This is a genomic window from Mesorhizobium sp. 2RAF21 (assembly GCF_052115345.1).
Classification (GTDB): Bacteria; Pseudomonadota; Alphaproteobacteria; order Rhizobiales; family Rhizobiaceae; genus Mesorhizobium; species Mesorhizobium terrae.
In genome coordinates, this window is record NZ_JBFRGM010000007.1 from 215,428 (window position 1) to 234,677 (window position 19,250).

21 protein-coding genes are annotated in these 19,250 nt (G+C 66.1%); 14 read left to right on the plus strand and 7 right to left on the minus strand.

Annotated elements, in window-relative coordinates; translation table 11 throughout:
- Positions 1-268 precede the first annotated feature (268 nt).
- On the minus strand, positions 269-1,309 hold the full coding sequence (locus tag AB4136_RS13620) for a phosphatidylglycerol lysyltransferase domain-containing protein (protein WP_024924740.1): 1,041 nt from the start codon (positions 1,307-1,309) through the stop codon (positions 269-271).
- A gap of 205 nt (positions 1,310-1,514) precedes the next feature.
- Here AB4136_RS13620 and AB4136_RS13625 point away from each other — a divergent pair, with 205 nt between their 5' ends.
- Entirely contained in the window at positions 1,515-2,645 is a 1,131-nt protein-coding gene (locus AB4136_RS13625; RefSeq protein WP_024924741.1) for a flavin-containing monooxygenase, read from the plus strand.
- Between the two features lie 222 nt (positions 2,646-2,867).
- Here AB4136_RS13625 and AB4136_RS13630 read toward each other — a convergent pair whose 3' ends face one another.
- Entirely contained in the window at positions 2,868-3,698 is an 831-nt protein-coding gene (locus AB4136_RS13630; protein WP_024924742.1) for an alpha/beta fold hydrolase, read from the minus strand.
- Positions 3,699-3,852: 154 nt separating this feature from the next.
- On the opposite strand from AB4136_RS13630, the gene AB4136_RS13635 reads away from it, so the two are divergent.
- The 8 genes from AB4136_RS13635 (at position 3,853) to sigJ (ending at position 9,470) form a co-directional block, all read left to right on the plus strand.
- Complete coding sequence (locus tag AB4136_RS13635) at positions 3,853-4,041, plus strand: hypothetical protein (RefSeq protein ID WP_024924743.1); 189 nt, start codon at positions 3,853-3,855, stop codon at positions 4,039-4,041.
- Between the two features lie 200 nt (positions 4,042-4,241).
- Positions 4,242-4,565 carry a hypothetical protein gene (locus tag AB4136_RS13640; RefSeq protein WP_210271180.1) on the plus strand — a complete coding sequence of 108 codons (324 nt, stop codon included), beginning with the start codon at positions 4,242-4,244 and terminating at the stop codon, positions 4,563-4,565.
- 67 nt (positions 4,566-4,632) lie between these two features.
- On the plus strand, positions 4,633-5,337 hold the full coding sequence (locus tag AB4136_RS13645) for a phosphatase PAP2 family protein (protein WP_024924745.1): 705 nt from the start codon (positions 4,633-4,635) through the stop codon (positions 5,335-5,337).
- Between the two features lie 87 nt (positions 5,338-5,424).
- Positions 5,425-5,676, plus strand: a complete 252-nt coding sequence (locus tag AB4136_RS13650; protein WP_024924746.1) for a helix-turn-helix domain-containing protein — start codon at positions 5,425-5,427, stop codon at positions 5,674-5,676.
- 103 nt (positions 5,677-5,779) lie between these two features.
- Positions 5,780-7,492, plus strand: coding sequence for a SulP family inorganic anion transporter (locus AB4136_RS13655; protein ID WP_137901153.1), 1,713 nt, complete (start codon positions 5,780-5,782; stop codon positions 7,490-7,492).
- A 118-nt stretch (positions 7,493-7,610) separates the two neighbouring features.
- On the plus strand, positions 7,611-7,988 hold the full coding sequence (locus AB4136_RS13660; RefSeq protein WP_024924748.1) for a hypothetical protein: 378 nt from the start codon (positions 7,611-7,613) through the stop codon (positions 7,986-7,988).
- Positions 7,988-8,566 (plus strand): hypothetical protein, encoded by a 579-nt coding sequence (locus AB4136_RS13665; protein ID WP_024924749.1) that lies wholly within the window; start codon positions 7,988-7,990, stop codon positions 8,564-8,566. Before AB4136_RS13660 ends, AB4136_RS13665 begins: the two co-directional genes overlap by 1 nt.
- Positions 8,559-9,470, plus strand: coding sequence for an RNA polymerase sigma factor SigJ (gene sigJ / locus AB4136_RS13670; RefSeq protein ID WP_024924750.1), 912 nt, complete (start codon positions 8,559-8,561; stop codon positions 9,468-9,470). Before AB4136_RS13665 ends, sigJ begins: the two co-directional genes overlap by 8 nt.
- 196 nt (positions 9,471-9,666) lie before the next feature.
- Here sigJ and AB4136_RS13675 read toward each other — a convergent pair whose 3' ends face one another.
- Positions 9,667-10,182, minus strand: a complete 516-nt coding sequence (locus tag AB4136_RS13675) for a DUF6622 family protein (RefSeq protein ID WP_024924751.1) — start codon at positions 10,180-10,182, stop codon at positions 9,667-9,669.
- Between the two features lie 157 nt (positions 10,183-10,339).
- On the opposite strand from AB4136_RS13675, the gene AB4136_RS13680 reads away from it, so the two are divergent.
- Entirely contained in the window at positions 10,340-11,152 is an 813-nt protein-coding gene (locus tag AB4136_RS13680; RefSeq protein WP_024924752.1) for a LytTR family DNA-binding domain-containing protein, read from the plus strand.
- Between the two features lie 35 nt (positions 11,153-11,187).
- On the opposite strand, the gene AB4136_RS13685 is transcribed toward AB4136_RS13680, so the two are convergent.
- The 3 genes from AB4136_RS13685 to AB4136_RS13695 all read right to left on the minus strand — a co-directional run bounded on the left by AB4136_RS13685 (position 11,188) and on the right by AB4136_RS13695 (position 13,392).
- The gene (locus AB4136_RS13685) at positions 11,188-12,123 is read right to left on the minus strand and encodes a CHAD domain-containing protein (protein ID WP_024924753.1); all 936 of its coding nucleotides are present in this window, start codon (positions 12,121-12,123) and stop codon (positions 11,188-11,190) included.
- Positions 12,120-12,593 carry a CYTH domain-containing protein gene (locus AB4136_RS13690; protein ID WP_024924754.1) on the minus strand — a complete coding sequence of 158 codons (474 nt, stop codon included), beginning with the start codon at positions 12,591-12,593 and terminating at the stop codon, positions 12,120-12,122. Before AB4136_RS13690 ends, AB4136_RS13685 begins: the two co-directional genes overlap by 4 nt.
- Before the next feature lie 106 nt (positions 12,594-12,699).
- Positions 12,700-13,392: an alpha/beta hydrolase gene (locus tag AB4136_RS13695; RefSeq protein WP_024924755.1), complete on the minus strand. Its 693-nt coding sequence runs from the start codon at positions 13,390-13,392 to the stop codon at positions 12,700-12,702.
- Positions 13,393-13,926: 534 nt separating this feature from the next.
- Here AB4136_RS13695 and AB4136_RS13700 point away from each other — a divergent pair.
- The 4 genes from AB4136_RS13700 to AB4136_RS13715 all read left to right on the plus strand — a co-directional run bounded on the left by AB4136_RS13700 (position 13,927) and on the right by AB4136_RS13715 (position 18,198).
- Positions 13,927-14,607 (plus strand): DUF1956 domain-containing protein, encoded by a 681-nt coding sequence (locus AB4136_RS13700; RefSeq protein ID WP_024924756.1) that lies wholly within the window; start codon positions 13,927-13,929, stop codon positions 14,605-14,607.
- Between the two features lie 110 nt (positions 14,608-14,717).
- Positions 14,718-15,668 (plus strand): HlyD family secretion protein, encoded by a 951-nt coding sequence (locus AB4136_RS13705; RefSeq protein ID WP_024924757.1) that lies wholly within the window; start codon positions 14,718-14,720, stop codon positions 15,666-15,668.
- A gap of 201 nt (positions 15,669-15,869) precedes the next feature.
- Complete coding sequence (locus tag AB4136_RS13710; protein ID WP_024926511.1) at positions 15,870-16,790, plus strand: ABC transporter ATP-binding protein; 921 nt, start codon at positions 15,870-15,872, stop codon at positions 16,788-16,790.
- A gap of 274 nt (positions 16,791-17,064) precedes the next feature.
- The gene (locus AB4136_RS13715; RefSeq protein WP_024926510.1) at positions 17,065-18,198 is read left to right on the plus strand and encodes an ABC transporter permease; all 1,134 of its coding nucleotides are present in this window, start codon (positions 17,065-17,067) and stop codon (positions 18,196-18,198) included.
- A gap of 51 nt (positions 18,199-18,249) precedes the next feature.
- On the opposite strand, the gene AB4136_RS13720 is transcribed toward AB4136_RS13715, so the two are convergent.
- Entirely contained in the window at positions 18,250-19,230 is a 981-nt protein-coding gene (locus tag AB4136_RS13720) for a threonine ammonia-lyase (protein WP_024926509.1), read from the minus strand.
- Between the last annotated feature and the right edge of the window lie 20 nt (positions 19,231-19,250).

A 19,250-nucleotide genomic window follows, 5' to 3' on the forward strand; every position in this document is an offset into this window, starting at 1 on the left:
CGCCCGTAGGGCGGCGCAGTCTAAGTGCTAGAAATCGCAAGAGAGGGGATATTCAGCCGCAAGGTTGCGGCTTTTCACCTTCGAACGAGCATCGACGTCTTGGACTTCAGCCGAGCATAAACGGAGGGGCGCTCATAGCTGAATATCCCCTCTCTTGGATTTTCTACGACTTAGTGGCGCCAAGATCGGCCTGGCGGCCGAGCGCCGCTAAGATCGTGAAAATCCATTCTCCCCCGCAAGGGGGGAGATAGGGCGTCGGCGCTCTACCTCAAATCGCCTTAAGCAATCTGAGCAGCGCCAGCATTCCGGAGGCGGTGCCGCGCCGGAACGCGATGTAAGCGGGTTCCTCGGTGCCGTGGAAGCGGCGCTTGAACGCCGCCTGGCCCTGCAGGTTGAAGCGGTGGCGATTGACCAGTTTGGAGTCGAACGCCCGGCCGAAGGCGCCACGCCAGAAGGTGCTTTCGGGGAAGCCGCTGGGCGCCGTGTCGGCGAGCGGCGACAGACCCAGCGTCACCGAGGCGACACCCTCGCCGCGGAACTGGTCGACGGCGAATTTGGTCAGCCCGATCTCGGCATGCGGCGTCGCGTCCGCCAGCTTGCGCTTGAAGGCGGTGGTGTAGCCGACGGCCTTGCCGTCCTTGTAGATCGGGTCGAAGTCGAGCAGCGCAGTCAGCTTGCGGTCCGGATCGAGCAGCACGAAGCGGCGCATGCCGGGGCCGGGCAGGATCGGGAACGGGCGGTTGAGGAAAGCCATCTCGCGGCGCTTGACGATGCGGCCGGCGCGCCATTCGTCGGAAAGGCGGCGCACCTCGTCGGCATCGACCAGCCCGCCCTTGTCCTCGGTCAGTGTAAAACCCTTCTTGACCAGCCAGCGCTCGGAATAGCGCACGGTCTCGTTGGGCTTGCCGGAAAAATCGTGAGCCGGCAGCGACAGCCTGGTGTCGAAGCCGATGCGGCTGACCTGGTAGCCGAGGCCGGACAGGATTTTCGCGCTCGCCTCGCCGATCTGCACAAACCACGGCGAATCGGCGATCTCGACGAAGCGGTTAATCAGCGCAGCGCGATTAGCCTCGCCAACGACCGGATCGGCCAGCGCGTAGTGGCGGCCCATCATCGTCTGGAAGGCGACATAACCGTTTTCGTCGCCGAAATAGGAAAGAAGCGGCTGCGTCGCCGTCGAATAGGCGAGCGAGAAATCGCCATGCTGGGCAAGCATTGCCAAGCGTTTGGCGAGCGGCAGCTCGGCCCGCGGAATGGCCGGTGCACGATCGTCGAGGAAGCGGTCTATGCTCTTGCGGAGCGAACCCATGGTCAATGCCCAGATGATACCCAACTAGCGGCCGCGCGACCCGAACCTCGAATCAGCAGCCACCACCACCCCTCAACCATCTATTGCCATATCGCCGTCCATGCCACATAGCGCAAGTAGAGCGAGACGTGGTTGGGTCGAACCCGTCCGGCCTTGCCTCGTTCTTGGTTGCGGCGTCGGTGTCGCGGAAGGATTTGGTGGAAATATGACCGAAACGATCGAACCGGTGATCGTGATCGGCGCCGGCGCGGCTGGGCTCGCGGCGGCGGACGCACTCGCCCGGCACGGCATCAAGGCCAGTGTGTTCGAACGCGAACAGCGCATCGCCGAGCCGTGGCACCAGCGCCATGAGCGATTGGCGCTCAACACGCATCGCGACATGTCGTTTCTGCCCGGCATGCCCTATCCGCGCGGCGTGCCGGCCTTTCCGCCCAAGGCCGCGGTCATTGCCTATCTGGAACAGTTCGCCAGGCAACGCGGCATCGCCGTCGAATTCGGCATGGCGGTCGAGCGTGTCACGCGCGACGGCGACCACTTTGCCGTCCATACCGCCAAGGGCGTGCGCCATGCGCGCAACGTCATCATTGCCACCGGCCACGACCAGGTGCCGTGGATGCCGGACTGGCCAGGTGCGGCGACATTCGGCGGCAGGCTGATCCATGCCGCGAAATTCGGCAGCCCGAAAGACTATGAAGGCAAGCGCGTGCTGGTGGTGGGCGCCGGCAATTCCGGCTTCGACGCGCTGAACTATTTGGTCGGCGCCAAGGCGGCGTCGATCACGGTGGCGGGGCGCGCCGGCCCCTCGGTCCTGCCCAAGCGCATCGGCAAGATCGCCGTGCAGCGCTTTTCCAGGATCACCAACGCGCTGCCGGTGCCGATCGGCAATTTCATGGTGGCGCTCCTGCAGCGCGCGATGTTCGGCGATCTCCGCAAACTCGGTTTCGCGCCGGTGAAGAAGGGCGCCATCAGCCGGCTGAGGGACGACCATGTGGCGATCGCCGCCGACGACGGCGCCATCGCCGCCATCAAGGCCGGCCGCATCAAGGTGGTGACGTCCGTCGCCCGCTTCGAGCCCGAGCAAATCGTGCTGGCCGACGGCTCGGCGATAGAGGCCGACATCGTCATCGCCGCCACCGGCTACCGCACCGGGCTGGAGCCGATGCTGGACGGGCTCGGCGTGCTGAACAGCAACGGCGCGCCGAAGACCAATGGCGCCGAGCCAGGCAACCAGCCCGGCCTGTGGTTCATTTCCATGCGCCCGAGCGTGCTCGGCCATTTCTACACCGCCGGCCAGGAAGCCAAGGCCATCGCGGCGAAGATTGCGGGCAAGGGGTAGCACGCCCCTCGCCCGTCATTCCGGGCAAGCGAGCAAAGCGAGCGCCGACCCGGAACCCATTGAGCAGCGCGGCCGGGATCAAAGTTCGGGCAGTCGACGGCGAAAGGCACGATCAGGGAAACGCAGACGGCTCAGCACAAGGACTGGGCCGTTCACGACGATGATGCAGCCAATGGGTCCGGGATAGCCTTCGCTGCACTCCGGCTTCCGGGATGACGCCCCTCATCCCGCATCGCCGCCAGAGAGAAACACCCCCAACCGCTCCAGCACACGATCCGGCGCCTCGAGCTGAGGCAGGTGGCCGACGCCGGCCAGCGTTTCGAACGATGCCTGCGGGACGAGGCGATGCAGCGCCCGGCCTCGTTCCAGCGGTATCCAGGGGTCGTCCTCGCCCCAGATGATCGCCACCGGACAACGGATTTCGCCGAACAGCGGCTCGACCTCGGCCGTATAGCGTTCGTCGGCCTCGGCGAACTGCCGGTAGAAGCTCTGCCGGCCTTCCTCGCTCAACCAGGGTTCGACGAGCCGTTCGAAATCGCCCGGCGCCAGCTCGGTCACCAGCGCGCCCTTGATATAGGCCTCCACCACCGCCCGGTGGATGTGCGGCGGCAGACCGAGGAATGCTTCGACATGGCGGCCGACATGGTCGAAGAACGCCGAGCCCCAGGGGCGCATGGCAACGACATTCATCAGCACGTAACGATCAAAGTCGCAGCCATGCAGAAGGTGGGCGCGCAGCGTAGTCGCGCCACCGAAATCATGGGCGACAACGGCCGGGTTCTCCAAGCGCCAATGCGCCAGCATCTCGGCGAACACCTGCCCCTGCACATCGAGCCCGGTGCGTTGCGCCGCCCGCTTTTCCGAGCGCCCATAGCCCGGCATGTCGTACCAGTGGACATGGTAGTGCCTGGCAAGGGCCGGGATGAGCCGGTGCCAGGAGAAGGACGACCACGGCCAGCCATGCGCCAGCACCAGGGCCGGCCCGCTGCCCGCCCGGCCCGCCGCCACAACTCCCGCGGACGTCGCCACAGTCTCATCAAGGTTCCACGACATGGAGGCCATCTTGCAGCGTTCGCGCCGCCGCCGGCAAGGGCCCGCGAGACCGTCAAAATCAGCAATTTTGAATCAAATGCCACTGCGGGAATTTCTGTTCCCGCAACCGAATCGTTCCATGCTTTGTCGAGCGGTGGGCCAAACGGAGTATTCGATGAACAGTGATTTTGCCGCCGCGCGCCTGCATCTCGAGCGGGCAAGCCACTATCTGCGCGGCAACGACCAAACCAGCAGGAAGGCCTGCGAGGCGCTGGACATCCTTATCGAGGCCATCGTCACGGCCCAGCACGCCAAGCCGAAGGGCCAGGTGATCGAGTTTCCGAAGACGGTTCTGGTGCGCTAGCGCATTGGCCCGGAAACCGGTCGGCGCCGACATGCGCCAGCCGCTCGCGGGCTCGTAACCTTCGAAGCACAAAGCCAGACCCTCGGCTTTTCGTCCGCTCATGCGGACCGCTCCCACCCCTTGACCGGCGTCCACCATTCGGAAACAAGCTTGCGCAGGGCATAAGGGCTTGGCGGAGGCAATCGGTGAACGTATTCGGCATGGCGCAACTCGGTGTTTCCACCGTGATTTTTTTGCTCGCCGCGACGGCGGCCAAGCACTGGGCGCTGGCGCCGAGCCTCGGCAAGATCCTGATCACGCTCGCCCTCTACACCCTCGGCAACCTGATCATGCTGAAGCTGATCCGCGACTTCGGCATGTCGATTTCGCTCAGCCTCTCGGCGGTTATCCAGCTGGTCGCGGTCAATGCCGTGGCGCTGGCCTTCTTCGGCGAACGGCTTACCCCCATACAGGGCGCGGGTGTCGCTCTCGCCATCGTGGCAGTGGCATTGGTCACGCTTGGGCCCTATTTGCAGGGCCGATGACACCAGCGCCGGGATTGGCTAAAGCCCGCCCACCTCGAAAGCCGGCGCGGCAATAGCGGCAGGATTGATGCGAAAGACCCTTTCTTCCCTCTTCGACAAGATCGAGTTCCCCGTTCTTCTGGCCGGCATCGTCGTGGCCGGCGGGCTGTGGGGCTTTCTCGAACTGATGGAGGTGGCCCGCGACGTCGCCCCGCACACATTCGACACGCAGATCCTGCTCGCCTTCCGCGAAGCCGGCAACCCGAGCAATCCGATCGGTTCGCCTCGGCTGGAGGGTGCGGTACGCGACATCACAGCGCTCGGCAGCGCCGTAGTGCTGATACTGATCACCGCCGCCACCATCATCTATTTCCTGCTCATCAAGCGATGGGGCACCGCTTTCTTCGTGCTGGCAACGGTCGGCGGCGGCCAAATCCTGTCCAGCCTGCTCAAGATCGGCATCGACCGGCCGCGCCCCGATCTGGTCTCGAAGCTCGCGGTCGAGACGTCGCTGTCCTTCCCCTCCGGCCACGCCATGCTAGCCGCCGTCACCTATCTGACGCTCGGCACGCTGGCGGCGCGCTTCCTGCCCGGCCGCGTCACCAAGATCTATGTTTTCGTTCTGGCCGTACTGGTGACGCTGATGGTCGGCGTGTCGCGCCTCTATCTCGGCGTGCACTGGCCGTCCGACGTGCTGGCGGGCTGGTGCGCCGGCTTCGCCTGGGCCATGCTGTGCTGGCTGGCGGCCCGCTTCCTGCCGCGCGGCAAGAACGGCGACGAAGAGCCGAGTTAAGGTATTTTCAACCCATATTCATGTTTGACACATCACTATGAAGGTATCATACATTCATATTGCAGACTCAGACGGGAGTTCTGACCGGTGATCACCGCAGCTCAGATGCGTGCGGCGCGGGCACTGGCCGGCATCGACCAGAAGACGCTCGCCGAACGCGCCGGCGTTTCGCTGCCGACCATCCAGCGCATGGAGGCCAGCGACGGCGTGGTGCGGGGCGTGGTCGATACGCTGATGAAGGTCATCCAGGCGCTCGACGAGGCCGGGGTGGAATTGATCGGCGACAACCAGGCCAGCGAACGCGGCGGCAGGGGCGTGCGGCTCAAGGGCTCCATGTAGGATTCCCGCCAGGGCCGGCTTTTTGGTTCGCGACGGCGACCGCCGACGTTACGCAAGATCATTGCGATGCCGACGATGCCGCCGCTTTTGCGGAAGGCACGCCATGGAACAGGTCCAGCGCCGGCAGGCCCACAGAGCAGCGCCGACATTTTCCGAACTGTTCACGCCCAAGCTGGTGACGGTGCTGCGCGAAGGCTACGGCCTGCCGCAGCTGCGCGCCGACGCATTGGCCGGCCTCACCGTCGCCATCGTGGCGCTGCCGCTGTCCATGGCGATTGCGATTGCCTCCGGCGTGACGCCGGAGCGCGGCCTGTTCACGGCGATCGTCGGCGGTTTCATCGTCTCCGCGCTCGGCGGCAGCCGCTTCCAGATCGGCGGGCCGGCCGGCGCCTTTATCGTTCTGGTGGCTTCCACCGCCGACCGGCAGGGCGTGGACGGGCTTTTGCTGGCCACCACGATGGCCGGCGTGTTCCTGCTCGCCATCGGATACTTAAGGCTCGGCACCTACATCAAATACATCCCCTACCCCGTCACGGTCGGCTTCACCGCCGGCATCGCCGTCATCATCTTTTCCGGCCAGATCGTCGAGTTGCTCGGCCTCAAACTGCCCGGTAAGGAGCCTGGCCCCTTCGTTCCGAAGCTGATGGCATTGTGGCAGGCAGGCGGCACGCTGAACCCGTCCGCCGCCGGCATCGCGCTTCTTTCCATCGTCACCGTGGTGGCGTTGAAGAAATGGCGGCCGCACTGGCCGGGCATGCTGGTGGCGGTGGCGCTCGCCTCGCTGGTCGTGGCGCTGCTGGCGCTGCCGGCCGACACGATCGGCTCGCGTTACGGCGGCATTCCGCGCAGCCTGCCGCTGCCGGCGCTGCCGCCGATGAGCCTCGACAAGGCCATCGCCGTCTTGCCGGACGCGATTGCCTTCGCGCTGCTCGGCGCCATCGAATCCCTGCTCTCGGCGGTGGTCGCCGACGGCATGACCGGGCGCCGTCATCGCTCCAATTGCGAACTGGTGGCGCAGGGTTTCGCCAATATCGGCTCGGCGCTGTTCGGCGGCATCTGCGCCACCGGCACCATTGCCCGCACCGCCACCAATGTGCGGGCCGGCGCGCATGGGCCGGTCTCCGGCATGCTGCATTCGGCCTTCCTGCTCGTCTTCATGCTGGTGGCCGCGCCGCTCGCCAGCTACATCCCGCTGGCCGCCCTTGCCGGCGTGCTGGCCGTGGTGTGCTGGAACATGGTGGAGAAGCAGGCCATCGCCGCGCTGCTGCGCTCCTCGCCGGCCGACGCCGTGGTGCTCGGCGCCACTTTCCTGATCGTCGTCTTCCGCGATCTCACCGAAGGCATCGTCGTCGGTTTTGCACTCGGCGCGGTGTTGTTCATCGACCGCATGGCGAAAGCGGTGGCGATCGCCGAAAGCGAGCAGCCGCTGGTGGCCGACGATGTCGCCGACGCCACCAATGGCGACCGCCGCGCCTATGACGCCAGCGAGGCCAGCGATCCCGACACGGTCGTCTACCACATCTCCGGCGCCTTCTTCTTCGGCGCGGCCTCGACCGTTGCCGCCGTGCTCGACCGCATCGCCGACCAGCGCAAGAACTTCATCCTCGACTGTTCCCGCGTGCCGCTGTTCGATTCCACCGCAGCCAATGTCATCGAAAGCACCGCGCACAAGGCCAAGAAAGCCGGCGTGCGCTTCATCATCGCCGGTGCCTCGCCGCAAACCAGGCGCATGCTGATCACCCACGGCGTCAAGCGCCCGCTGGTGACCTTTGCCGCGTCAGTGAAGGACGCAAAGGCACAGCTAAGGATGGGGTGAGCGCCCTTCCTTCTCCCCTTGCGGGAGAAGGAAAGCCGTCGCCCGCCCCCCAAAAAATCTCCCGCCTCATGTCACACCTCTCCACCCTGTCCCGTCATGGGCTGAGGAGAAAAACGACATGCGAACCCTGCTCATCCTCATCGGCCTCTACCAGGGCGCCAACGGCCTGTTCATGCTGGCGGCACCGGCGCTTTGGTACGTCACCATTCCCGGCGTCACCGCCACCGGCCCGGCCAACCCGCATTTCATCCGCGACATTGGGCTGGCCTTCATCGCTGCGGCTGCCGGCCTCATCATTGGCGCACTGAAGCGCGACCGCTGGATGCTCATCGTCGCCTCGATCTTCCTCGGCGGCCATGCGCTCCTGCATCTCGCCGAGATGCAACACGGCACGACATTCGCCGACGCGCTGCGCGACATCGCGCTGATCGTGCTGCCCGGCCTCTTGCCGCTCGCCGCCATTCCCGCCTTCGACCCACAAAAGAGGACCGCCTGATGCTCGGCCCGTTGCTCAAACACGCCTTCCGCCGCTTCGGCGCCCGCTACGGCTACGACACCGCCTATCTCACCGAACTCGTCGACCTCGACGCCGGCGGCGGCTTCAAGCTGGCGCTGGTCTCGTACTTCACCGACCACCGCTTCGGGCTGGAGGCCGCGCCCTATTTCGCCGCCCGCATCACCGCGGTGCGACACACCGACTGCGGCTCCTGCCTGCGCCTTGCCATCGCCAGGGCGTGCGAGGCCGGCGTGCCGATGGCCGCCATCAGCGCCATGCTTTCGGATGACGCAAGCAGAGCGCCGCGCGAGATGGCGCTTGCCCGTCACTATGCCGAAGCGGTTTTGGCCAACGACCCGACGCTGCCGCAGATCGTCGGGGCCTGCGAGGCGCGCTGGGGCAAGCGTGGCCTGGCGGGGCTTGCTGCGGCCACGGTTTCGGGCTCCTTCTACCCGCTCTTGAAACGCGGGCTCGGCCACGGCAATACCTGCGAGCCCGTTCTGGCGTGGCTTGCCGCCGAAACGAAGAGAGCCGACGAAGTGCCGGGCAGATCAATGGCCAGGATGACCCATGGTTGAAGAACAGGACCGGCTGGCCGCCTATCTTGGCGAACGCCCCCGGCTGATCCGGCTCGCCTATCGTTATCTCGGTTCCGCCAGCGAGGCGGAGGACATCGTGCAGGATGCCTGGTTGCGGTTTTCAGCGACTGCGGAAGCCGAGCACCCGGCAAGGCTGTTGTCGCGCATCGTCACCAATCTTTGCCTCGACCGTTTGCGTTCGGCGCAGGCGCGGCGCGAAACCTATGTCGGGCCATGGCTGCCGGAGCCGATCGTGGAAAAGGCCGGCGCGGTCGAACCGGACGCCAACGACGCCGCACTCGACATTTCCTTTTCGGTGATGCGGGCGCTGGAACGGCTGTCGCCGCTGGAGCGGGCGGCATTGTTCCTGCACGACCTCTACGACGTGCCGTTCGAGGAGATCGCCGAAACGCTGAAGCGCACGCCGGCGGCCTGCCGGCAGATGGCCTCGCGCGCCCGCAAGATGCTCAGGCAAGACCAGAACCGTTTCCCGGCCACCGGCGAGGACGTGGCGCGTTTCGTGGCGGCATTCGAGCGGGCCGCCCTCGGCGGCGATGTCGAGCCGCTGAAGGCGCTGCTGGCCAGCGACGTCGAATATGTCGCCGATGGCGGCGGCAAGGTGCTTGCGGCGATCAACGTGCTTTCCGGCAGCGATGTCGTCGTGAAATTCATGCTCGGCGTGGTGCGCAAGAACCCCGACCCGGCGCGTACCGTGGTGGCGCCCGCCATCATCAACGGTGCACCGGGGCTGGTCGTCTCGATCGCCGGCCAGATCGAGCAGACCGTGGGTTTCGCGGTCAACGCCGACGGCGCCATTTCGGCCATCTATACGGTGCGCAATCCTGAGAAGCTGGTGGATGTGGTAGCATCCTTTCCTTCTCCCCTTGTGGGAGAAGGTGGCTGAGCCCCGGCGGCGTAGCCGCCATAGGCGAAGTCGGATGAGGGGTGCTGGACGGAGTGCGGCCTGTCCGAACTGGAACCACAGCAGAAGCGAACGCTACTTTCCGCATCGCCTCGTTTCTTCCAACACCCCTCATCCGTCTCGGCGCTTCGCGCCGATCCACCTTCTCTCACAAGGGGAGAAGGAAAGGCACCGCGCCTCACGCCATCCTCAAATACCCGCGCGGCAGGGAGCCAAGCGTGCGGGCCAGCATCAGCGCCGGCAGCAAGCCGGCCAGCATGGCGTTGGCAATAACGAAGCGGGTATCGGCGGCGAGCGCGGGGGCGACGCCCAGCGCGACACCGCGCGCATAGCTGACCACGACAATGGCGACGACGATGGCGAAGGGCAGCCAATGTCCCTTCACCGCCAACCGGCCGTCAGGCAGGGCCCAGGTCGGCGTGTGGCGCGCCACTGCCAGACCGGCCAGCGTGCCGGCGGCGATGCCGAAGGCGAGACCGGCGGCGCCGAACGCGGAAAGGCCGTGGCGCACCAGTTCAAAGACATCGAGCAGGACCAGGATTACCGGCAAGGCCAGCAGGCGTGCCGGGGAGACGATGCGGTCCCGCGTACGGGCCCAGCCGGCATAGAGCGCATAGGCGATCAGCGGCCACACCCAGAGCGGCGTGTGGGTGACGATGTCGAGAAGACCGGGGGTGGTGGACTGCGATGGCATGGAATGCTCCTGTCGAAAATCTCGTCGGTTGAAGGCGGCGGGGCGGCGCGCTACCAGTGTCGTCACCGCCTCGGCTGGCCGGCACCATCGCGGTCGGGTGCCGCTTCGGCAAACGTGGTTTCGGGAAGGGACGATCCGATACGTGAAGCACGGCCCCATGCATTCCACGCTTCGCGAAATGCAGGCTCTCGCCTTCTCGCCGCGCTTCTGGGGGCTGATCCTGCTCGCCACCGCCGTGCTCGGCGTGACCGGTCCGTTCGGCACCTATGAGCGGCTGGCGCTGTTGCCGCGCCTGGCCTACTGGCTGGCGCTGGCGCTCGCCACCTTCACGATCGGCTACGCCATTGTGCGGCTGGCCGGCCAGACATTGTTCGAGGGCCGCGACGCGCCACGGTTACTGCGAGCGCTGATCACCGGCGCGATCGCCGGCCTGCCCATCGCGCTGGTGGTTCTGGCGTTCGACGCGGCGGTTCTGTCGGCGCCAATGCCGTCGCCGCGCGCGGCCTTGACCCTGTTCCTCAACTGCGCGCTGATCGCCGCGGCCATTTCGCTGGCCTCGGTTCTGATCGCCGGCGAGACCAGCGCCGACACCGTGCCACCAGCCGAAACGCCGACCACGCCAGCCGCCGTGGATGTCGCGCCGCCCCGGCCCGAGAGGCGGCCACCGCTGCTCGAACGGTTGCCGCTGCCCTCACGCGGCCGGCTGACACGGCTCTCCATGCAGGATCACTATGTCGAGGTGCACACCGAGAAGGGCTCGACGCTGGTGCTGATGCGCATGGCCGACGCAATCGGCGAAACCGAGGGCGAGCCCGGCCTGCAGATCCACCGCTCGCATTGGGTGGCGCTGGAAGCGGTGGCCGGCACCGCGCGCCGCGACGGCAAGCTGTTGCTGAAGCTGAAGGACGGCACCTTGCTGCCGGTCAGCCGCAGCTTTTCGGCGGCGGTGCGGGAAGCAGGGATCCGCTAGGGCAGCGTCATCCCGCCCACAAAGGAACCGCGTGCCTACGCCGCTCGCAGCGCCGTGACCGGCGTGGCGGCAAGCCGCTGCCGCAGACTGTCGGTCAAGCGCACAATCTTGCGCTTCCAATCGCGCGCGAAGAGCCGCTTTGCGTCGGCCAGGCATTGCTTCCTCAACCGCTTGCCTTCGCGCTTCAGGCATTTCTCCACGTCGGCCAGCACCTCGGGCTCCAGATCCAGCGCCGGCGGCTGCCGTCGCACAAGGGCACCCAGAACGGCGATGTCGTTCAGCGCGCCGAGCCGCTTGTCGAGAACGCCCAGCCGGTGGCGTCGTGCCGATCTCCGCTCCGGCCACAACCCTTCCAGCAAGGCAAGCTGGGTGGCATGCGCCCTCACCGCCTTGCGCAGCGTGTGGAAATCGATGTCCCGGCCTCGCGAACGCGCCCGTTTGAACGCCTTTCGGGCCCGACCAAGGCCAGCCTGCGCGCCGTCTACGACAACGGTGCTCGCCGCATCGGCATCGGCCGGCAGGGAAAGCGCGCCGAGCCACAGCAGGCCATGACGGCAGGCGGCGAGTGCTGCGTCGACTGCGGTGCCGAACGCGGCGGTGTCCTGCATCGCCGCCTCCCGGCGCACGGCCAACATCTGCCGCAGCACCGCAACCGATGCTGCCCGCCGCGGATAGGCCCTGCCGAGCCGCTCCGCCGTCTCGACCATGGCGCTCGCCTCGCGCAGCCCCGAAAGCCGCGCCGAGACATCGCGATAGCGGGCATTCTCCTCGGCAAAGAAGGCTTCGTCGCCGGAGCGGACGAGGCGCAGCAGGGCACGAACGGTTTTCAGCCGGCGGCGGCATTTGTGCAGCCGCTCCTCCGGTTCCGCCCGCGCCAGCGCCAGATGCTCCAGCGCACGGGTAATCTCCTGCCTCAGAAGCCGCGTCACGTCGCTTGCCAGCGGCAGCGTCGCATGCAGGCGCGGGCTCACGTCACCAGCTCGGGAAAGCCATTCAGCGCCAGCGAGGCGTTGGAGTAGCGGAGCTCGCCGGTCACCTCGCGCCCGAGCCAGGCCGGCAGCTTGTCGTCGGGCACGATGTCCTTGGTTTCCAGCTCGGCCACCACCAGCCCGTCCAGCGTCGAGTTGAACACGTCGACCTCGTAGACATAACCGCGGTGGCGAACATGGTGGCGAACCTTGCGGATGACGTTGCCGACGGCAAAACCCATCATCTCGCGGGCCTCGGCCAGCGGCACCGGATATTCGAATTCGTCGCGTATCCTCATGTCCGAGCCGAATTTCAGCGTCAGCTTGGCGGCGCGGCCATCGCTGATGCGCAGACGGATCGAGCGTTCGGAGGAGATGGCCAGGTAAAACTGGATGATGGAGACGCTGCGCTCCACCGCCTTGCGCCACCCCTCGTCTCTCACGAGAAACTTGCGTTCGACTTCCTTGGCCATCGGGGGCAAACCATAAGGCAGCTTTCGCTGCACGCAAGAGCGAAGATTCGCGACCGATGATGCCACGAGGCGGAACGGCATCGCCGCCCCGCCCCATGGCGTCGGATCAGGCGGCGCTGCGCGCGGCTTCGTCGATCAGTGCCGCAACTTCCCTCGGCTTCGATGCCAGCGAGGCGTGGCTGGCGTTCAGCTCGACGATCTTCCTCGGCTTCATGCGTTGCGACATCATCTTCTGGTTTTCGGGGTGGATCATGCGGTCTTCCGACGACACCTGGTACCAGACCGGCTTCTTTTTCCAGGCTGGCGCGGTGATGTTGTCGCCAAAGGTCGAGCCGAGCGGCGCCTTCTGCGTCACCGCCATCACCAGCGCCTCGTCGGCGGTCAGATCCTGGCAGAAGCTCTCATGGAACTTGTCGGGCTTGATCCAGAGATAGCCGTCGCTGTCGGGGGCGATGTTCGGGAAGGCGGCCGGCGCCTTGGCCTGGCTGATGCCGCCGGGGCTTTCGCCGGCATCCGGCGCGAAAGCGGCGATGTAGACCAGCCCTGCCACATTGGGCAGGTCGCCCGCCTCGGTGATGACCGCGCCGCCATAAGAATGGCCGACCAGAACCACCGGCCCGTCAATCTGCCTGACCATCTTGCGCGTGCGTTCGGCATCGTCGGCGAGCGAGGTCAGCGGCACTTCGACGGCATGCAGGCCGGTGTGCCCAAGCTTGGTAAGCTCGATAATTGCCTTGCTCCAATGGGCGGCACCGCCCCAGAAACCATGAACCAAAACGATAGTGGGCAGCGAAGACATGACGACTTCTCCTTCCTTGGCGCCCGTTTGTTGCGAGCTCGGACGATAACTGGGTTTTGGGTGGGCGCACCTCACTCTTCCAGAGCATCCCGTCACGCGCAACGATATTGAAAATTAAATTTTGTTCACCGTCGCCACGTCCGCAATTTGCGCAGTTGTCTCAATCTTGAAGTAAAATATATCGTATCATCTCGCGCAGTTATTATTTAACGCGATTATTAAGTTATTTATTTTTATCTAAATAAATAGATCTAGCATCCCAATACGCGATAATTGTCATCTCTCCGAAATTCACTTTTCGATACGAGAGCCGGAAAAACCCAGCCGCAAGCCGCGACCCGATCAAGCGGCGACCGTCGGTCGAAAGCGGCGGACGCTCATCCCCATCCTGCCGCAACCCTGCCCGCGCCGCGCCTCACAAACCCGTGAGGTTTGTCACCGCCAACCCGGCCGCCGCTCCGGCGGCTGGCGGGATCGCGGGCATGCACCGCGCCTGCCATGGACATTAATCATTCGATTGATTAAACTCCGGTCATGGCCAACGCCCCGACCCGACCGCCGCCCTCGCCCGCCGACATGACGCAGACGGCGCTGATCCACGCGGCGCTGAAGCTGTTCGGCCGGCAAGGCTACGACGGCACGTCGACCCGCGAGATCGCCGCCGCGGCCAAGGCCAATATCGGCTCCATCGCCTATCATTTCGGCGGCAAGGAGGGCCTGCGCGCCGCCGTCGCCGACCATATCGTTGCGACCATCCAGTCGATCGCCGGCCAGGCGCTGGGCGGGCTCGACGGTCCCGACCCGGCATCGCTGACGCCGGAGGCGGCGCGCCAGCAGCTCAAGACCGTGCTGCACGGCATGGTCGCCTTCATCGTCGCCAGCCCCGACGCCGGTGAGATCGTGCAATTCATGCTGCGCGAACTCGCCCATCCGACGCCGACGCTCGACCGCATCTATGGCGGCGTGTTCGAGCCCACGCACCGGCGGCTCTGCCATATCTGGGAACGCGCCACCGGCGAGCCGGCGGAAAGCGAAAGCGCGCGCCTCGCCGTCTTCTCGCTGATCGGCCAGACCGTCTATTTCCGCATCGGCCGCGAGCCGGTGATGCGGCGCATGGGCTGGAAAACGATCGGCGACGACGAGGCGGCCAAGGTGCTGGCCGTGCTGAACACCAATCTCGACGCCATGCTGGCCGCGCGGGAGACGAAGCGATGAGGTGCCAATTTTTTGGCGGCCACGGCAAAGGCTGGGTGGCGAGCCGGCGCCACCCACCTTCTCCCGCAAGGGGAGAAGGAACGGAGTGTGTTGCCAAGGGAGAAAGGTAGATGAGCTTGCTCTGTTCGTTGCCGCTGGCAGCCCAACTTTTCTCCGCCTGCGGGCCGGGTGCGCCGCTGGCGGTCGGTTATGTCGAGGGCGACTATGCGCTGCTCGCGCCGATCGAAGTGGCCGAGGTCAAGACCGTCTCGGTCAAGCGCGGCGACCGCGTCGGCCCCGGCCAGCCGGTGGCGACACTGGAAAGCGCCGATGCCCAGATCGCGGTGGCGCAGGCCAAGGCGGCACTCGCCCAGGCCGAGGCCCAGCTCGCCGATCTCCAGGTCGGCAAGCGGCCGGAAGAGATCGCGGTGCTGGAGGCGTCGTTGCGCTCGGCCAAGGCGCAGGCGGCGGACGCCGCACGCACGCTGGCGCGCACGCAGGACCTCTTGAAGCGCGGCGTCGCCACCCAGGCGCAATATGACGATGCCGCCACCCAGGCCGAGGTGGCGGACGCCGCCATCGGCCAGGCCACGGCCAACCTTGCGGTCGGCCGCCTGCCGGCGCGGCCGGAAACGATCAAGGCCGCGGAAAACCAGGTCAAGCAGGCGCAGACCGGGCTGGAGCAGGCCGAGTGGCGGCTGTCCAAGCGCACCTTGCAGGCGCCCGCCGCCGGCCGCGTCAACGACATCATCCGCTATCCCGGCGATACGGCGGGCCCGAGCTCGCCGGTGCTTTCGGTGCTGCCGGACGGTGCGGTGAAGCTCACCGTCTATGTTGCGGAGCCGCGTCTCTCCTCGGTCAAGGTCGGCGGCGAGCTTACCGTGCGCTGCGACGGCTGCCCGAGCGGATTGAAGGCGCGCGTCAGCTATGTCTCGCCCGATCCGGAATTCACGCCACCGGTCATCTACTCGCTCGAGAACCGCCAGAAGCTGGTCTACCTGGTCGAAGCCAAGCCGCTCGGCAACGCCGGCCCGCTGCAGCCGGGGCAGATCGTGGATGTGGATTTGGCGAGTAGCGAGTAGGCAGTCGGCAGTAGGCAGTCGGCAGTCGGCAGTCGGCAGTCGGCAGTCGGCAGTCGGCAGTCGGCAGTCGGCAGTCGGCAGAAAAGGGCAATTCGAGATGGGCAAAGCCTCAAGGTTCATTTGCGGTCATTCGCAGTTCCGACTGCCGACTGCCGATTGCCGACTGCCATTCCTCAACCCGACCGCCAGCGGCAGCGCCTGATGTACGCCATCGACGTCAAGAACCTGGTCAAGCGCTTCGGCGACCGCACCGTGGTCGACCATGTCACCATGAGCGTGGCCGAGGGCGAGATCGTCGGTTTCCTCGGTCCCAACGGCTCGGGCAAGACCACCACCATCCGCATGATGTGCGGGCTGCTCACCCCCGACGAGGGCGACGGCACCGTTCTCGGCCACGACCTCAGGACCGAAAGCCTGAAGATCAAGCACGAGGTCGGCTACATGACGCAGCGCTTCTCGTTCTACGAGGACCTGACGATTGCCGAAAACCTCGAATTCGTCGCCCGCCTCTACCGGCTGAAACCGCTGGAGGACCATATCGGCGCGACGCTGGAGGAACTCGGCCTGACCACCCGGCGCAACCAGCTGGCCGGCACGCTGTCTGGCGGCTGGAAGCAGCGGCTGGCGCTCGCCGCCTGCATCATGCACAAGCCGCGCCTGCTTTTGCTGGACGAGCCGACCGCCGGCGTCGATCCCAAGGCGCGGCGCGAGTTCTGGGACGAAATCCATCGCCTCGCCCATGGCGGACTGACCGTGCTGGTCTCCACCCATTACATGGACGAGGCCGAGCGCTGCCACCGCATCTCCTACATTTCCTACGGCAAGCTGATCGCCACCGGCACCGTGGCCGAAGTGGTGGCCAATGCCGGGCTCACCACCTTCATCGTCGCGGGACCCCGCCTCGACCGCCTTTCCGCCGAGCTTACCGGCCGGCCGGGCGTCGACCAGGTGGCGCCGTTCGGCGCGACTCTGCATGTCGTCGGTTCCGACCGCGCAGCACTCGAGCGCGCCCTGGCCGATGTCGAGAAGACGCATGACGGCGTGACGGTGATGCCCGGCGAAACCAGCCTGGAAGACGTCTTCATCCAGTTCATGGCCGGCTCGAAGGACAATATGTCGTGATCGGGTTCTGTGGTGACATGGCGAGATTGATGGCGACCCCTTCTCCCCTTGCGGGAGAAGGTGGCTCGGCGCGCAGCGCCGAGACGGATGAGGGGTGCTGGAAGAAACGAGACGATGCGGAAAGTACCGCGCGTTTCGGTTGCGCTCCCGGTCTCGATAAGCGGTACTCCGTCCAACACCCCTCATCCGACCTCGCCTTCGGCTCGGCCACCTTCTCCCACAAGGGGAGAAGGGATCGCGGGCGACAGCTTCCGACCTTAATCGAGAGCGCGCCATGACCCTGTTCTCCTTCGCCAGGCTCGGCGCGCTTTTGATCAAGGAATTCATCCAGATGCGGCGCGACCGCATCACCTTCGCCATGATGCTGGGCGTGCCGCTCGTCCAGCTTCTGCTGTTCGGCTACGCCATCAACAACGACCCCAAGCGGCTGCCGGCGGCGCTGGTGGCGACCAGCAACGACCAGTACACGCGCGCCATGGTGTCGGCGCTGGAAAACACCGGCTACTACCGTTTCGACCATGTCGCCCAAAGCGCCGAGGAAGCCGAATTCCTGATCGAGAGCGGCACCGTCTCCTTCGTGGTGACGATCCCGGCCGATTTCGCCAGCCGCGTCGAGCGCGGCGACGGCCCGCAGATCCTGATCGAGGCCGACGCCACCGACCCGGCGGTGGCCAGCGGCGCCATCTCGACGCTCGGCACCGTCGCCTCGCAGGCGCTGCTCAGGGCGCAAGGCATGCAGGCGGCCGCCGCCGAGACCGCCAGCAGCCAGCTGCAGGTGGTGGTGCACCGTCGTTACAATCCCGAAGGCGTGTCGCAATACAACATCGTGCCCGGCCTGCTCGGCGTCATCCTGCAGATGACCATGGTGATGATGACCTCGATCGCACTGACGCGCGAAACCGAGCGCGGCACGATGGAGAACCTGCTGGCCATGCCGGCCAACCCGCTGGAGATCATGCTGGGCAAGATCCTGCCCTATCTGGCGGTCGGCGCGGTGCAGGTGGTTGTGGTGCTGTTTACCGCGAAATCGCTGTTTTCGGTGCCCTTCGTCGGCTCGCTGCCGCTGCTGCTCGGCGCCATACTGGTGTTCGTGCTGGCGCTGGTGCTGCTGGGCTACACCATCTCCACCGTGGCGCGCACCCAGATGCAGGCGCTGCAGCTCACCTTCTTCTTCTTCCTGCCTTCGATCCTGTTGTCAGGCTTCATGTTCCCCTATCGCGGCATGCCGGACTGGGCGCAAAGCTTCGGCGAAATCTTCCCGCTCACCCATTTCCTGCGCATCATCCGCGCGGTGATGCTGAAGGGCGCGGATTTTCCCGCCATCGCCGGCGAGGTCGGCTGGCTGGCCTTCTTCGTCGTGCTGTTCGCTGGCCTGGCGCTGGTGCGCTTCCGCCGCACGCTGGATTGAGCGGGTAGTCGGGAAAGTCCTCCTGTCCGTCGCCGTCTGCCGATCCAGAAATCAGGCGGCAGCCAAGATCTTCGCATAGGTGCCAAAGTCGACATTGCCGCCAGACAGCACCACCGCCACGCATTTGCCGGCGAGCTCGATCTCGCCCGACGACAGCGCGGCGAGGCCGACGCAGCCGCCCGGTTCCACCACCAGCTTGAGGTGCGCCATGGCGTCGCGCATGGCCGCCGCTGTCGCCGCGTCCGAGACGGCGACGGAGCCGGCGAGGTTCCGGCGGTTGATCTCGAAGGTGACGATGCCGGGTTCGGCAGTGAGGATGGCGTCGCAGATCGAGTTGTGTCCGGGCTCGATGGCGACACGCCGGCCGGCGGCCAGCGAAAGGCGTGTATCATCGAAATGTTCGGGCTCCGCCACCCAGACATCGGTGCCGGGCGAAGCATCCTTCACCGCCAGCGAAATGCCGCTCGACAGGCCGCCGCCGCCGCAAGGCATGACGACGGCATCGAGGGTGACGCCGAGCGCCGCCGCCTGCCGCATCAACTCCAGCCCGATCGTGCCCTGGCCGGCGATGATGGCGGGATCGTCGAAGGGCGGCACCAGCGCCATGCCACGCTCCATCCAGGGCCGCACCACCGCCATGCGGTCGTCGCGGAAACGGTCGAAACGCACCACCTCGGCGCCCATCCGGCGCACATTGGCGACCTTGGTTTCGGGCGCATCGCTCGGCATGGCGATGACGCTCTTCAGCCCGAAGATGGCAGCGGCGGCAGCCACGCCCTGCGCATGGTTGCCGGAGGAAAAGGCGACGACACCATGGCGACGCTCTTCCTGCGACAGGGACGAAATCTTGTTGTAGGCGCCGCGAAACTTGAACGAACCGGTGCGCTGCAGCGTTTCCGGCTTGAACAGGATGCGGCCGCCAAAGCGTTCGTTGAGCACGCTGGATTCGATCAGCGGCGTCTCGACGATCAAACCGGCGAGGCGGCTGGCGGCGGCGCGGACATCGGCGATTGCAGGGGGCTGGACAGTCATCAGAGGCTTCCCGAACACAC

Coding starts and splice junctions, on each gene's coding strand:
- AB4136_RS13620 (WP_024924740.1), bottom strand. CDS start 1,309: ATGGGTTCGCTCCGCAAGAGCATAGACCGCTTCCTCGACGATCGTGCA.
- AB4136_RS13625 (WP_024924741.1), top strand. CDS start 1,515: ATGACCGAAACGATCGAACCGGTGATCGTGATCGGCGCCGGCGCGGCT.
- AB4136_RS13630 (WP_024924742.1), bottom strand. CDS start 3,698: ATGTCGTGGAACCTTGATGAGACTGTGGCGACGTCCGCGGGAGTTGTG.
- AB4136_RS13635 (WP_024924743.1), top strand. CDS start 3,853: ATGAACAGTGATTTTGCCGCCGCGCGCCTGCATCTCGAGCGGGCAAGC.
- AB4136_RS13640 (WP_210271180.1), top strand. CDS start 4,242: ATGGCGCAACTCGGTGTTTCCACCGTGATTTTTTTGCTCGCCGCGACG.
- AB4136_RS13645 (WP_024924745.1), top strand. CDS start 4,633: ATGCGAAAGACCCTTTCTTCCCTCTTCGACAAGATCGAGTTCCCCGTT.
- AB4136_RS13655 (WP_137901153.1), top strand. CDS start 5,780: ATGGAACAGGTCCAGCGCCGGCAGGCCCACAGAGCAGCGCCGACATTT.
- AB4136_RS13660 (WP_024924748.1), top strand. CDS start 7,611: ATGCGAACCCTGCTCATCCTCATCGGCCTCTACCAGGGCGCCAACGGC.
- AB4136_RS13665 (WP_024924749.1), top strand. CDS start 7,988: ATGCTCGGCCCGTTGCTCAAACACGCCTTCCGCCGCTTCGGCGCCCGC.
- sigJ (WP_024924750.1), top strand. CDS start 8,559: ATGGTTGAAGAACAGGACCGGCTGGCCGCCTATCTTGGCGAACGCCCC.
- AB4136_RS13675 (WP_024924751.1), bottom strand. CDS start 10,182: ATGCCATCGCAGTCCACCACCCCCGGTCTTCTCGACATCGTCACCCAC.
- AB4136_RS13680 (WP_024924752.1), top strand. CDS start 10,340: ATGCATTCCACGCTTCGCGAAATGCAGGCTCTCGCCTTCTCGCCGCGC.
- AB4136_RS13690 (WP_024924754.1), bottom strand. CDS start 12,593: ATGGCCAAGGAAGTCGAACGCAAGTTTCTCGTGAGAGACGAGGGGTGG.
- AB4136_RS13695 (WP_024924755.1), bottom strand. CDS start 13,392: ATGTCTTCGCTGCCCACTATCGTTTTGGTTCATGGTTTCTGGGGCGGT.
- AB4136_RS13700 (WP_024924756.1), top strand. CDS start 13,927: ATGGCCAACGCCCCGACCCGACCGCCGCCCTCGCCCGCCGACATGACG.
- AB4136_RS13705 (WP_024924757.1), top strand. CDS start 14,718: ATGAGCTTGCTCTGTTCGTTGCCGCTGGCAGCCCAACTTTTCTCCGCC.
- AB4136_RS13710 (WP_024926511.1), top strand. CDS start 15,870: ATGTACGCCATCGACGTCAAGAACCTGGTCAAGCGCTTCGGCGACCGC.
- AB4136_RS13715 (WP_024926510.1), top strand. CDS start 17,065: ATGACCCTGTTCTCCTTCGCCAGGCTCGGCGCGCTTTTGATCAAGGAA.
- AB4136_RS13720 (WP_024926509.1), bottom strand. CDS start 19,230: ATGACTGTCCAGCCCCCTGCAATCGCCGATGTCCGCGCCGCCGCCAGC.